Origin of the sequence: Priestia koreensis (genome assembly GCF_022646885.1) — a bacterium.
GTDB lineage: Bacteria > Bacillota > Bacilli > Bacillales > Bacillaceae_H > Bacillus_AG > Bacillus_AG koreensis_A.
Genome location: NZ_CP061868.1, coordinates 3,362,982 through 3,377,684 on the forward strand (window position 1 = coordinate 3,362,982; position 14,703 = coordinate 3,377,684).

General features: G+C 40.9%; 11 protein-coding genes. All 11 read right to left on the minus strand.

Annotated features, from left to right (window positions below; all coding sequences use genetic code 11):
• Positions 1-183: 183 nt before the first annotated feature.
• Positions 184-1,086 (minus strand): UDP-N-acetylmuramate dehydrogenase, encoded by a 903-nt coding sequence (gene murB, locus IE339_RS17665; protein WP_242169665.1) that lies wholly within the window; start codon positions 1,084-1,086, stop codon positions 184-186.
• A 456-nt stretch (positions 1,087-1,542) separates the two neighbouring features.
• A complete protein-coding gene (gene spoVE, locus IE339_RS17670) occupies positions 1,543-2,643 on the minus strand; it encodes a stage V sporulation protein E (protein ID WP_242169667.1) in 1,101 nt (366 codons plus the stop codon).
• Positions 2,644-2,743: 100 nt separating this feature from the next.
• Positions 2,744-4,093 (minus strand): UDP-N-acetylmuramoyl-L-alanine--D-glutamate ligase, encoded by a 1,350-nt coding sequence (murD, locus tag IE339_RS17675; protein ID WP_242169669.1) that lies wholly within the window; start codon positions 4,091-4,093, stop codon positions 2,744-2,746.
• Positions 4,094-5,068 (minus strand): phospho-N-acetylmuramoyl-pentapeptide-transferase, encoded by a 975-nt coding sequence (mraY, locus tag IE339_RS17680; RefSeq protein ID WP_242169671.1) that lies wholly within the window; start codon positions 5,066-5,068, stop codon positions 4,094-4,096.
• Between the two features lie 64 nt (positions 5,069-5,132).
• Positions 5,133-6,599, minus strand: a complete 1,467-nt coding sequence (locus IE339_RS17685) for a UDP-N-acetylmuramoyl-L-alanyl-D-glutamate--2,6-diaminopimelate ligase (protein ID WP_242169673.1) — start codon at positions 6,597-6,599, stop codon at positions 5,133-5,135.
• A gap of 96 nt (positions 6,600-6,695) precedes the next feature.
• Positions 6,696-8,615 carry a stage V sporulation protein D gene (locus tag IE339_RS17690; protein WP_242169674.1) on the minus strand — a complete coding sequence of 640 codons (1,920 nt, stop codon included), beginning with the start codon at positions 8,613-8,615 and terminating at the stop codon, positions 6,696-6,698.
• A 108-nt stretch (positions 8,616-8,723) separates the two neighbouring features.
• Positions 8,724-10,910, minus strand: coding sequence for a penicillin-binding protein (locus IE339_RS17695; protein ID WP_242169676.1), 2,187 nt, complete (start codon positions 10,908-10,910; stop codon positions 8,724-8,726).
• Positions 10,911-10,915: 5 nt separating this feature from the next.
• Complete coding sequence (ftsL, locus tag IE339_RS17700) at positions 10,916-11,281, minus strand: cell division protein FtsL (protein ID WP_242169678.1); 366 nt, start codon at positions 11,279-11,281, stop codon at positions 10,916-10,918.
• A gap of 20 nt (positions 11,282-11,301) precedes the next feature.
• Positions 11,302-12,249 carry a 16S rRNA (cytosine(1402)-N(4))-methyltransferase RsmH gene (rsmH, locus tag IE339_RS17705; protein WP_242169680.1) on the minus strand — a complete coding sequence of 316 codons (948 nt, stop codon included), beginning with the start codon at positions 12,247-12,249 and terminating at the stop codon, positions 11,302-11,304.
• Positions 12,250-12,603: 354 nt separating this feature from the next.
• The gene (gene bshC, locus IE339_RS17710) at positions 12,604-14,223 is read right to left on the minus strand and encodes a bacillithiol biosynthesis cysteine-adding enzyme BshC (RefSeq protein ID WP_242169682.1); all 1,620 of its coding nucleotides are present in this window, start codon (positions 14,221-14,223) and stop codon (positions 12,604-12,606) included.
• A gap of 102 nt (positions 14,224-14,325) precedes the next feature.
• Positions 14,326-14,700, minus strand: coding sequence for a DUF3397 domain-containing protein (locus tag IE339_RS17715; protein WP_242169684.1), 375 nt, complete (start codon positions 14,698-14,700; stop codon positions 14,326-14,328).
• Positions 14,701-14,703: the final 3 nt, after the last annotated feature.

Below are 14,703 nucleotides of genomic sequence, written 5' to 3' on the forward strand. Positions count from 1 at the left end.
TTTATAGAAGATGAAGGGCGCTCAGCAAACTTTTTCTTCTCGTAAGAGCAGCCCTTTCTTCTGTATATTCATACTGCAAGTACCCACATTATAGCATAATATAGAACGGATTTTACTAGCCTGCGCTAGAACTTACAGACGTTTTTTGGAAAATAAGGATAGGAAGACGAAAAGCATGTTCATTTACTGAATAATTTCAACTTCAGTATGCATCTCAACATCGAACTTTTCTTTAATTACTGCTTTAATATGTGCAATCAGATTTAACACATCTTCCGCTTTCGCATTACCCGTATTCACGATAAAGTTTGCGTGCTGTTCGCTCACTTTCGCTCCTCCGATTTCATGACCTTTCAGACCCGCTTGCTCAATTAAATTTCCTGCATATTGAGGAAGTGGGTTACGGAAAATACTGCCTGCACATGGACGATCCCACGGCTGCGTTTCACGGCGATAATCTTTGTTTTTTTGCATCACTGCTACAATCGCTTCTTTTTCACCTTTTGTCATGGAAAGAACGGTTTCCACACATACACCAGGACGTTCGGTTTGAAGAATTGAGTGGCGATATGAAAATTCCATCTCATCTTTTGTCAACCACTGCATTGTACCGTCTTCAAAAAGAATGTGCGCTTTTTCCACGATTGCTGCCATGTCCGACCCGTGCGCACCAGCATTCATGTAAACAGCTCCTCCGATAGAGCCAGGTATGCCACTTGCAAATTCTAGACCGGATAGTCCTTGCTTGCTTAGCATCATTGAAAGCTTAACAACGGAGCAACCTCCGCCTACTTTCACCATATTGTCTTCGATCTCAACATCATCTAGACCATTTCCAAGTTTTACGACCACACCAGAAATGCCTTTATCTGATACAAGTAAATTCGAACCGCGACCAATCGCACGCCATTTTACTCCGTGTTTTTTAATAATATTCATGGTCGTTTTTAAATGTTCAATATTGCTTGGCTCAACAAATAGCTCAGCAGGCCCCCCAATTTTCATTGTGGTATGTTTGGATAAAGGTTCTTGCTCGATCACCTTTCCTACATTCGCTTCCATTAACTCTGCTACTACTTTTTTCATGACAACCTCCTAGACCTCTCTGCGTATCTCGTTGTTTTTGTTTCTCTATTTTATGAACTTCATTGTTATTTAGGTACACACCCGCTAAACTAATTCTACGATGACAAAAGAACGTTACAATAACATTCGAAGCAGTCCTAGCCTTTATGACCTAACTTTTACACTTTATCATATGGTTGGCCATTTGCAACGAGCTTTTTACATTTTTTTACTTGGTTCTTTTTTCTCTTTTATTAGAATGTATGAAAACTGTTCAAAGCATATCATAAAATCACTGAAAAGAGGATAATAAGAACGTTACAATTTGTCTACATTTGTGAGAAAAACATTACTATTTTTCATCAAAAAGACACCGCCACTTTTTTTCCCTCCAGCAAGCTGCCAAAAGTCGTAAAAAGGACGATGTCAACGACCTAATACGGCCTCAACAATATTGTATTATACATTGATTCTTCTTTAATAGCGAGAATATCTACTAACATTCAAAATAACTCCAACACCTGCCAGCATAAGCGTTAGCGACGAACCGCCGTAGCTTAAAAACGGAAGGGTGATTCCTGTTACTGGCATGAGTCCGGTTACTACTCCAATGTTGATCATGACTTGAATCGCAATCATAGCCGTAATCCCAATCGCAATGAAGCTTCCGTACATATCAGGAGCCCCTAATGCAATTCTCACGCCTCTCCATAACAGCAGGGAAAACAAAAGCAAAATGAGCGTTCCACCTATAAATCCTAGCTCTTCTGACAAAATAGCAAAAATGAAATCGGTCTGTGGTTCAGGCAAGTAAAAGAACTTTTGTCGACTTTGTCCCAGTCCTAGTCCTAATAGACCCCCTGGTCCAATTGCGTAAAGAGATTGAATAATTTGAAAGCCACTTCCTAACGGGTCTTCCCATGGATCTAAAAAGGACGTAATTCGTTTGATTCGATACGGAGCCGAGAGAATAAGACCGATAAAACCCGCAAGTCCAAGAAATCCTAATCCAGCAAAATGGCTCACCCTTGCTCCTGATACAAAAATCATCGTGATACATGTACCGACTAGAACCGTTCCTGTTCCCAAATCAGGCTGAAGCATAATGATCCCAAACGCTAAAAACACAAGTGCTAGTGACGGCATGAGTCCTTTTTTGAATGACGTAATGTTCTTTTGATTTTCTGACAAAAACTTGGCTAAGAACACAATCATGGCAAATTTCATAAACTCGGATGGCTGAATAGAGAACGCTCCAACGCCAATCCAACTCTGAGACCCATTTCGCACCATTCCTACTCCTGGTACAAGTACGAGCGCCAATAAAACAAAGCAGACGATAATGATGGTCTTTGCATGCTTGCGCCACACCCAATAATCGATGTTCATGATGACAAACATTGCACATACACCGAGACCTGCAAATAGCAACTGCCTTTTGGCAAAGAAAAAGGAGTCATGAAACTTGTATGTAGCCCAGATGGCACTAGCACTATAAACCATAATGAGTCCTATTGATAGAAGAGACAACGTGATGATAACAAGAAAAAAATCTGGTGTAGAACGTTTTGTAGACAAAAGCAAACACCTCTAACATTTGAAATTAGGGCGTTTAAAAAAAGATAGATAAAGGCCTAGCGCCTCCATCTATCTCGTGATGTATTCCTTAGACAAGCCCTTACTTCAGTCTATGCACCGAATCAATAAACATGTCTCCACGCTCTTCAAAAGTTTTGAATTGATCCCAGCTTGCACAGGCAGGTGAAAGCAAGATGACGTCACCCGCGTCTGAAAGTTGATAGGCTTCAGGAACCGCCTTTTCCACATTATCGACACGTTTGATTGTTTGTATTCCTGCTTCCTTTGCAACACGCTCAATTTTTTCAGCCGTTTGACCAAATGTAATGATGGCTTTCACGTTTTTTAAATAAGGCTTCAGCTCATCAAACTCATTCCCTCGGTCAAGTCCACCCGCTAAAAGAATTACAGGCTGTTCAAATGCCGTAACAGCTGCTTTCGTTGCTAAAATATTGGTTGCCTTTGAATCGTTATAAAATTTTCGGTCCTGAACAGTCGCCACGTACTGAACACGATGCTTCACGCCTGTGAAGGTTGTTAATACTTTTTTCACTGCTTCTGTAGAAGCGCCGTGAAGCTTCGCCGCTGCGACCGCTGCTAAAATGTTTTCAAGATTGTGCTTACCTGGAAGAACAATCTCATTTACAGACATAATCTCTTCCTGCTGAAAGAACATGCTTCCATCTTTAATATATGCTCCTGACTCGACTACCTTTGAAGTAGAGAACGGTACAATCGTTGCACGTACGTTTTCAGCAAGTGACATCACCGTCTCATCATCTGCATTTATTACCGCATAATCAGAAGGCGTTTGGTTTGCGAAAATGTTTGCTTTGGCATGTGCATACTCTTCACGCGTACCGTGGTAATCGAGATGCGCATCAAATAAATTTAAAAACACGGAAACGGCCGGTTTAAATGTTTTCGTACCCATTAACTGAAACGAAGATAATTCCATCACAATCACATTCTCGTTTGTTGCAAGCTCCGCAACTTCTGAAGCGACCGTACCGATGTTTCCCGCGATCAATGGCTTCTTGTTGCTTTCTTCTAAGATTTTGTGAATCAACGTTGTTGTCGTTGTTTTTCCGTTGCTTCCTGTAATACCAATTAGCGGTGCTTCACTAATTTGATAGGAAAGCTCTACTTCTGTAATAATGGAAATATTTCGTTTTAATGCTTCTGCAAGTAATGGGTTGCTGTAGGGAATGCCAGGATTTTTAACAATGACCTCTACACCGTCTAAAAGTTCTAGAGGGTGATGGCCACATACAACCGTTAATCCTGCTTCCTGTAGCTTTTGAGCCGCTTCATTTTCTTCAAAAGGCTTCTGATCGTTTACTGTAACGTTCGCTCCTAAAATGTTTAAAAGCTTTGCCGCAGCCATTCCGCTTTTCGCCAATCCTAATACAAGTACATTTTTTTCTTTGTAATCAGTAATTGTTTTCACTTAAATCCACACCTCAATATAGATTCCTAACATTGCACACAGTAATCCGATTGCCCAAAATGTCATTACAACACGCCATTCTGTCCACCCTACTAATTCATAGTGGTGATGCAGCGGGCTCATCTTAAAAATACGCTTTCCTGTTGTTTTAAATGACGCAACCTGCAAAATAACTGACAATGTCTCAATAACAAATATACCACCAATTACAATTAATAAAATCTCTAATTTCATTAAAATCGCAACCGTTGCGATTGCTCCACCTAGTGCTAACGAGCCTGTGTCTCCCATAAATACTTTCGCAGGATAGGCATTGAAGACAAGAAATCCTAGCACTGCCCCAACAACTGCGACACAGAAAATTGCTACATCAAATTGACCTGTATTCCATGCTAAAACGGCAAAAGCACCAAAAGCAATGGCAGACGTTCCGGAAACAAGTCCGTCTAATCCGTCTGTTAAGTTCACCGCATTTGAGAAACCAACAAGCCAGAAAATAATGAACACAACATAGAACCAGCCTAAATCAACAGAAAACTCTGTTCCAGGAATGGATACAACCGTTGATAAATCAAATTGCTTCGCAACAAGATAGAAAATAATCGCAATTAATACTTGCCCAATAAACTTTTGTTTGGACGTTAATCCTAAATTTCGTTTCAGTACGACTTTGATAAAATCATCTAAAAATCCAAGTAGACCATAACCAAATGTGACGAACAATAATAGATACGTATCAACTGTCGGCTCAAGGTACTTATTCGTCATAATGAGTGTTGTAACGACAATCGCGAGAATAATCATGATTCCGCCCATCGTTGGCGTACCTGATTTTTTCTGATGAGACTTCGGTCCTTCTTCACGAATGCTTTGACCAAATTTCAATCGACGTAAGAAGGGAATAAAGAACGGAGATAGAATCACTGTGATTAAAAAGGCTACAGCGATGGTAAATAAAATCACGTGTTCTAGCATTGTACTCCCTCCTCTTTCGTCTCTGTTTTAACAACTGCGTGTTTCATATACCACTGTGAGTCCATTATTTTTGACGCTCCTTAATACTTTGACGGGCTACTTCTCGATCATCAAAATCAAGTACCTCATCACCAATTATTTGATATGTTTCATGACCTTTACCTGCGATCACGATCACATCGCCTTTTTCTGCTTTGTTTACTGCATATTGAATTGCTTCTTTACGATCCGAAATGGTTACGTAATTCGTTGATGTGATTCCAGCTGCCATTTCTTTTAAGATCTCATTCGGATCTTCGCTTCGTGGATTATCCGATGTAAGAATCGCCTCTGTGCTGTACGTTGCGGCAATGTTTGCCATAAGAGGTCGTTTCGTACGATCACGATCTCCCCCGCATCCAACAATCATGTACACATTATTTTGTGCGAACTGCTGCACCGTCTTTCCGACATTCTCAAGGCTATCTGGTGTGTGAGCATAATCGACCACTACGCTGAAATCTTGGTTTTCATCCACTACTTCAAAACGCCCCGGAACGCCCTCCGTTTGCTCAATTACTGACACAATGGTTTGAAGCGGTACATTAGAGACGAGACAAGCTGCCGTTGCGGCAAGAACATTGTACACGCTGAACTTTCCGATCAGCTTCATTTGTACGTTTACCGTATCAAATGGCGTGACTAGTTCAAACGTTGTTCCTGCATTTGTCATTTGAATATTTTTTGCACGAACATCGCTTTCGTGATCAATTCCATATGTAACAACCGTCGCTGCAGTGTTTCTCGTATATTCTTCAGAAGCTTTGTCATCTGCATTTAGGACGGCAAACTTTGGCTTCTTATGATTATAAGTATTGCCTAGTTGAGCAAACAGCAATCCTTTTGCACGGCGATAATCGTCCATTGTTTTATGATAATCCAAATGATCTTGCGTTAAGTTTGTAAACACCGCTACATCAAAATCACATCCGTGGACGCGTCCAAGATCTAGCGCATGTGACGATACTTCCATCGCAGCTACTTCTACATTCTCTTGGACCATTTGATGAAACGTTTGCTGAAGGGTAACGGATTCAGGCGTCGTGTTTTTCACTTCGTATGACTGATCGCCAATACGAATTTCAATTGTACCGATTAAGCCCGTTTTTTGTTCATTTGCTTGAAAAATCTTTTCCATTAGATGTGTAGTGGACGTTTTCCCGTTTGTCCCCGTAACACCAATAAGGTGAAGCTTTTGCGTTGGTTGCTCGTAAAAGCCGTCTGCTAGAACCGCCATCGCACGCTTTGAATTTTTAACGATGATGACTGGAACGGATACATCTACGGGTCTTTCCGCAATAATCGCTGCCGCTCCACTTTCTACTGCAAGCGTGGCAAAATCATGTCCATCTACCGTATATCCTTTCACACATACAAATAAGGAACCTTTTTTCACTTGGCGATGGTCCATCTCGATCGAGGTAATTTCAGCATTCTCTGTTGGTTTTATTGTAAAGTCGTGTAGGTAAGCTAAAAGTGATTGTAACTCCATCTTATCATTTCCTCTCTTCTGTTAGCGATTAGCCATCTTCCATTTTACAGAAAAAGAAGCCCAGGGGAAATACCCCCAAGGCTTATATCATTATAATTACTTTTCCCCCATATATATCCTGATTGTCGAACCTTCCTTAACTTTTGTCCTAGCGGCTGGTGCTTGACTTACAACTTTATCACCAGTTCCACTAACATCAAGCTTCAGGTTCACTAACTGCTCTTGCAGATCTTTTTTCGTCATCCCGACTAAATCAGGAGCTTCTAATACAGGGGTATCAAGCCATGTTAATTCTTTTTCTATTTGTTTGCTTCGCGGTTTTACACCGAGCGTACGCAGACTATCTTCCATCATTTTACCGACAATTGGAGCAGCGACGACGCCACCAAACTGAACGGTACCTTTTGGATTGTCAACTGCTAAATAAATAATCAGCTCTGGATGATCAGCAGGGGCAAAGCCGATAAAACTAACAATATAGTTATTTTCTAAATAACGACCGTTTTTCGCCTTTTGCGCCGTCCCTGTTTTCCCACCGACACGGTAGCCATCGACAAACGCACCTTTACCGCTTCCTTTTGCCACTACGCTCTCTAATGCGTACCGAACTTGCTTGGAAGTTGCTTCGGAAATAACCTTTCGTTTGGCTACAGGCGATTGTCTCTTGATGACTTTATTCGTTTTAGGATCAATCCACTCTTTTGCAATGTAAGGCTGATATAGCGTGCCTCCATTCACAGCTGCAGCAACCGCCGCTACTTGTTGAATGGGCGTCACTGCCACACCTTGACCGAAGGCCGTTGTAGCCTGTTCGATCGGGCCGACTTTGTCTTTGTTAAACAGAAGGCCTTTTCCTTCTCCTTGTAAATCAATGCCTGTTTTCTGACCGAAACCAAAGTCGTCAATATATTTAAACAGCTTTTCTTTTCCTAATCGTTCGCCAAGCTCCACAAAACCAGGGTTACATGAATTTTGAACGACTTCTAAAAATGTCTGTGAGCCGTGACCTCCACGTTTCCAACAATGTAAAATGGTTCCGGCTACTTCTGTTGCTCCATCATCATAAAAGTGATCTTTTAATAAATCAACCTTTTTTTCCTGAAGTGCTGCCGCTAGCGTAATAATTTTGAACGTCGAACCCGGCTCATATGCACTCCATACTGGAAGATTTCGATTATAGACTTCCGATGGTACATTTCGGTAATTGTCAGGATCAAACGTCGGTCGACTCGACATCGCCAAAATTTGCCCATTGTTCGGATTCATCGCAATCGCAATAATACCGTCGGGATTATAGGTTGCCTGTGCATTATCTAATTCGCGCTCCACAATCGTTTGAATACGCGAATCAATGGTCAGCTTTAAATCTAATCCATTAACAGGATTAGTATAATCATCTGCAATATCAGGCATTTTCTTCCCCTTTGCATCTGAATAAAGCTGCACGTTTCCTCCCTCACCGCTAAGTTCATCTTCGTAGTAGGATTCAAGACCCATCAGGCCTTGGTTATCAATTCCTGTAAAACCTAGTACGTGAGATAAGTAGCTCCCAAAAGGATAATAGCGTTTTGAATCTTCTCCAATATACACCCCTTTTAAGCCTAATGCACGTACTTCTTCTGCTTTTTTAGGAGATATTTTTCTTCCTTCTGGACTTATACGCTGAATTGACGTTGCTTTTGTAACTTCTTGATACGCTTTTTCCTTCGACATATTTAAGACGGATGCTAATTTTTCTGCTGTTTTAACCGGGTCTTCTACTTGACGAGGCATAACGAAGATTGTTGGCGCACTTTTATTCGTTGCTAGTGCTACCCCGTTCCGGTCTAATATTTTCCCCCGCTCAGGCTCAAACGGAATATTCCGGCTCCACAGCCCCTTCGCTTTTTCCGTTAGCATATCCCCCAAAGCAAATTGAACATATCCAAGTCGAACATCAATAATCGTAAATACTAAAATACCGATAACTAAAACGGTTAATAACCTTTTTCGCACAGTGACTCCTGATACACGCATTGATCAAGAACCCTCCTTCTATTAGGCTCGTTCTCAATATATATGCTTGTACAGGAGTCACTAGAACTGCGTCATAAGTTATGATTCAATCTTCTACGTACCGCCTGATTACTCTTGCGGCTCATCTTGTTTCTTTTCATCCTCTTTTTTCTCTTCTTTTGGCTTGTCTTCACCTGGACGACCAAGTTCTACAATCAAATAATCGTCCTTTTTCACTGGTGATCCTACCTTAAGGTTTTGTGATGTCACATACCCATCTCCAACACGACTTGGCTTTAACTCTAGCATATTTGAAAAGCGTAGTACGTCACGATAAGACCATCCGGTAAGGTTTGGCATTGTTAAATCGCCATTCGTTCGTAAAAATACCTTTTCGCCTTTTATCAGTCGCTCTCCTGAAAGATCTTGGTCCTCTACTTGATTACCTTTACCAACGAGGATCGGTTTTAGGCCCTTGTCTTTCAGATCTTTGACCGCTTCTTCTGCAGGTTCTCCCACGTAACTGTTTACATTTACGCCTATCTCAGCCGGTGGGTCGTTTTGTTCTTTTTTCGTTTCTTCTGGATCAATCTTCAAGTATTGAAGACTATTTTTCATCACTGACTTAAATAGTAGAGCAGACGGAGCTGATCCAGCTTCTTGTGGTGTAAGCTTCGGCTTTTTCACCGCTACATAAACGATCAATTTCGGGTCGTCTTTTGGCGCAAATCCCATAAATGAGAAGATGTTTTTACCATGACCGAACTGATACCCTTTTCCATTGTCCTTTGGAATTTGTGCCGTTCCTGTTTTGCCAGCCACATCATAGCCTGGAATAGCAAAAGTTTGTCCTGTTCCATGCTCAGATGTTACTACTTTCTCAAGCTCATCTAATACCTTTTTCGCCGTATCACCTGTGACAGGCTGTCCAACTTCTGTCGGCTTGTGCTCTTCCACTATTTTATTTGTGGAAGGGTCCACTACTTTTTTAATTAAATACGGCTTCATCATCTTTCCGCCGTTCGCAATAGCTGTTGCTCCTTGAATTTGTTGAATCGGTGAAATAAGAGAGCCTTGACCGAACGCCGTAGTCAGCTGATCGCGTTTGTACTTATACGAAATAATTCCTGACTTTTCCCCCGGTATATCAATGCCCGTCTTTTGATCGAGCCCAAATTTGTGAAGGTAGCTTCGGTAACGATCCGCCCCGAGGCGATCGGCCAGCATAGCAAAAGCCACGTTTGAGGAACGCTGCACGCCCTCATCAAACGTAATCGGTCCCCATCCTGTTCGGTTATGATCGCGAATAGGCGCAGAATTAGGGACATTGTAAACGCCAGATTGATACAATTCTGATCCGTGGAACACTCCTTCTTGAATGGCGGCCGCTAACGTAAAGATCTTCATCGTCGATCCCGGCTCAAATGGCATGAGTGCCTCGTTCGCGTAATTTTGAATGTCTCGTATGTTTGGATCAAAGCTTGGACGGTTTCCCATCCCTAGAATTTCACCTGTTTTCGGGTTTGCGACGACCACAATGGCCTTCTCTGGTTCATACTCTTTCTCCACATTATTAAGCGCATCTTCTACAAACGTCTGAATTTGTTCATCGAGCGTTAAGTAGATATTGTCACCATTTTTAGGGGCTTTAATAGACTCTTTTGGATTAGGAAGCTTGAGCCCATTTTGAGCACTTTCGTATTTTACGTAGCCATCTGATTCAGTCAGCTGCTTATCGAAAATCTCTTCGATCCCCATTTTCCCAATAATCTTTCCTGCTTCATTCTTTTGGGCATATCCAATAATATGTGACGCGAATACGCCGTTTGGATAAAAGCGCTTAGAATCCTGAATAAAGGCAATGCCAGGAAGCTTGAGATTTTCAATCTTCGTTTTGACGCTGTGAGAAATATCCCGTCCTTTTGATCCTAACTCAACTTGGATGCGATCCTTTTTAGATAAACGTTCTTCTAAATCATCTTGATCCATTTTTAAGATAGGTGCTAGCTTCTCAGCTGTTTTTTCCGGGTTTTTCACATAATTCGATTGTTTTTTATCTAAGATCGCTACAACCGTGTAAGCTCCCGTATCTTCTGCAACGGGCTTTCCTTTTCGGTCATAAATCGTTCCACGGTGTCCTTCAATGGTAGCTTGACGCGTATATTTTTTTTGGGCAATAGGCGCAAGCGTTTCTCCCTCAGCTGTCCCTGTTGCTTGTATGTAGAAAAAACGCACGGCTAATATAAAAAAGAGCAAGGCAAATATTAAAATTAATATCGCTGCTCCCGTATTAATATTTTTATTCTTTGGAAACATACCGCTTACTCCTGAACCACTTTCACGTTATTTTCGTTCAAGTCTAGTCCAAGCTCTTTTGCTTTTGCCCAAATACGCTCATACGTGCTTAGTTCTGTTACTTCTTGCTTTAGCTCCTTGTTGACACGAGTCTGGCTATCAACGTTTTTTTCTAACCCCTGAATTTCAGCGTTTACACTATAAAGCGATGCCTGATTTGAAACGATTTCTACTGAGCCCCAAACAGTTGCGGCAGCGAGACCAAGCCAAAGGACCCTCTCACCTAACGTAATGCGACGCTTCTTTTTCTTAAGTGTTTTTGGTGCCTTTTGCGGCTGCTGTGGTTGATATTGTATGTGCTGTTCATTTACTTTATAAGCTACATTTGCCAACCGATTCTCCTCCTTTTAGTCTATTTTTGTTTTGTTTTCACCTTTTCTGCTATACGAAGCTTCGCTGATCGAGCACGCTTGTTATGCTCAATTTCTTCATCCGAAGGCAAAATGGGCTTTCGCGTAACTAATTTTAGCTCAGGCTGAAATTCATCTGGAATAATCGGTAGTCCGGGCGGAAGAGGCGGTAAGCTGCTTGCTTCCTTAAAGGTTACCTTGCAAATACGGTCTTCTAGCGAATGGAACGTAATGACGCTAATACGCCCAGAAGGCTTGGTCATCTCAATTGCTTGTTCAATCGCATCTTTGAATACGCCAAGTTCATCATTTACCGCAATACGAATAGCCTGGAAAATTCGCTTCGCTGGGTGACCTCCTGTTCTTCTTGCTGGAGCAGGGATTCCTTCTTTAATAATTTCTACTAGTTCTAACGTTGTTTCAATTTTTTTCTTTTCACGATATGCCTCAATTTTTCGGGCAATCTGCTTAGAGAACTTTTCTTCCCCGTATTTGAAGAAAATTCCTACTAGCCTTTCATACGGCCATTCATTCACCACATCATACGCTGACAACGACGCGTGTTGATCCATTCTCATATCGAGAGGTGCATCGTGGTGGAAGCTGAAGCCTCTTTCTGGTGTATCGAGCTGCGGAGAAGAAACACCTAAATCGAATAACACTCCGTCAACTTCTGTAATGCCTCTTTCTAATAACTCTTCTTTTAAGAAGCGAAAATTGCTTTTAATTAAAATAACACGGTCCATGTATGGTGCTAGCTTTTGTCTTGCGTTCTCAATGGCAACATCATCTTGATCAAATGCAATGAGCTTACCATTTTCTGATAGTTGCTTGACAATATATTCACTATGACCTGCCCCACCTAGGGTACAGTCTACATAGATTCCGTCTGGATTAATATTCAAACCTTCTGCCGCTTCTTTTAATAAAACTGTTGTATGATTAAACAACGTGACACCTACTTTAAACGTAATAAATTATGTGATCGTGAAGCCAATCTCATTATGTAAAGTTTCCAACTTCTCGCATAAATATGGCTTTTTATATTATATATCAAAATCCAACATAATTTCAGCTTTTTCTACATAGAAAACGTAGATTTTTGTCAGATTTTAATGCTATTAAATAAAATGACATATTTGACATCCCCACATAACATTTTAGCGACTCGTTTACAGCAAAAATTCCAACCATGTACTTTACCCACTTTAAAAAACAAGAAACCTTTTTTGAATTATTTTTTCTTCTGTATTTCCCCTAATTCTTCTAAACAAAATAAAATCCTGCTAAAGAGCAGGATTTTATTATAGACAAACGGCTTTTAATTTGTGATTAAATTCGACGTGAACTTCTAGTAATTGCGCCACAAAGTCCATTCCGTATTGATTTAAATAATACGCTACGTTCCATGTACGCTCCTGTGGACCGCCACTTGGAGTAAGGGCATTCTCAATTAACGTATATTTATTCAAAATTGTTTCATGTTTTTTCAGCTGTTCAGACTCGACAATTTTTTGAGCAATATTTAGCTGATTTTGAATGATATTGCGATTTTTTTCTAATAGTTTTCCGAGGCGTTCATCCTCTTTTAGTACATTCGTTCGCAACAATTGATGCGCGGACTCAATTTCTGTTTTGGCTTGTTCAAAGTAATTCGCATACGGATAAGTCACTTCTTCACTGAGCCATTTTTCACGATACGCCCCTAGTCCGTTTTGAAGCACCTCTGTTAGATCAAGCTGTACATCCTCCAAAGCTTTTTGAACGGAACGCTCCACGATCACGTATGAAAGACGAGGCATCACAGGAGGCATACGGAAACCAAACAGTTCAAAAGCCTGCTTAAGCTCAGCCCAATAAGCTACTTCCCCAGGACCGGCAATAAAAGCTAATGTTGGTAGTACAAACTCTTGCATCAACGGTCTTGTCACAACGTTATTACTAAGAAGATGTGGCTCATGATGCGCAATATGCAACAGCTCTTCTTTTGTTAGCTGCACTTCACCGTTCTTGCCTGCAAATCCTTCTGCCGTACGCTCTAGCAGGATGCGTTCATTTTGATGGGAATAAAAAAGATGGGCCGTTTCCGGTGCAACATCGATCGTTTTTTTATACCCTTCTTCAACCTTGGACTGCTGATCGCCTACTTTCTCTGACAGCTTCATATTTTCCTCAATAAGCTGAACAAAAAAAGGTGATTCAAGCTTTCGAAGTTCTGGTGAAGCTGCGTCCATTAAAATCAGCCCTGTATGAGCAAATAATTGGGCAATCATACGCGCAAAAAATTCTGTATACGTACGAGATGATTGAAGACACGATTGAATAAATGAACGCACTTCTTTTGTATGATTCGTCTCACCCCATACTTTGAAGATGTCATCTACCCACGCTCTGACTAACTCTTGCGTCATCTCCGTATCAGAAACCATTTTCTTCTCTGCAAGCTTTTCTTTAACTGCTTTTTTCACCATGCGGCCATTTTGCTCCACAAATACATGGTTCACCTCAGCAAAGTCATGGTCTTCACCTGCAATCCAGAAAACAGGCAAAACAGGTGAACCTAACGCCTGTTCCTGCTCTTTAGCGAGCTTTAAAATCGAGATAATTTTATGAATGGTATATAGTGGACCCGTTAGTACACCTGCTTGCTGCCCGCCTACTACTACCGTTGTTGATGAATCATTCAGCTTTCGGATGTTGGCAAGCGTTTGTTCTGAAGAACCGACGGATGAATTATACGGAAGCAGATAATCAATTAGCTCCTTACGAGGATAATGCTGCTCCTTAATATCTTGCTGTCGACATCGAAACAAGTCCGTTTGAGCAATGTCATAATGAAAAAAAGAAGAGACATCCTTTTCTCCATTTACGTAATCGGTTGTTAATTTATTCAGTGACGACAAAGCGACGTCAATAGTTTCCATGAAAGAACTTCCTTTCTTATGTCAAATAACACTCATAGAGTTTTAGTCTAAATTCATTATCCATATTGTGTTTCTATTCGTCTAGTGACACGCTTATAATTTTTAAATACGTGCTACAACGCCATAGATAGCAAACGCTGCATACCCTACCGTGAACAATAAAAAGTTCATGCGCCAGAAGCCTTTCCAAATTCGTCTTAACTGAATGTCCTGCTTATATTTCCAATGCAAAAGAAATAGCATGATGGCTGTTAATAAAAGTACTAAACAAATAGCCCATAAGTATGATTTTCCCCAAATAACATATGTAGCATGATAAACAGAACCCATCAGAAAAATCGTGGTCACATCCACCGAAATTCGAAAGGATTTTAAATTATTTTTCGTTACTTTTCGAAAAACAATGTATGACAGTAAAAAAGCTAAAAATGGTACCGTTACAAAAGTAGCGATCACCCCAGCGAAGAAACTTCCCAATTG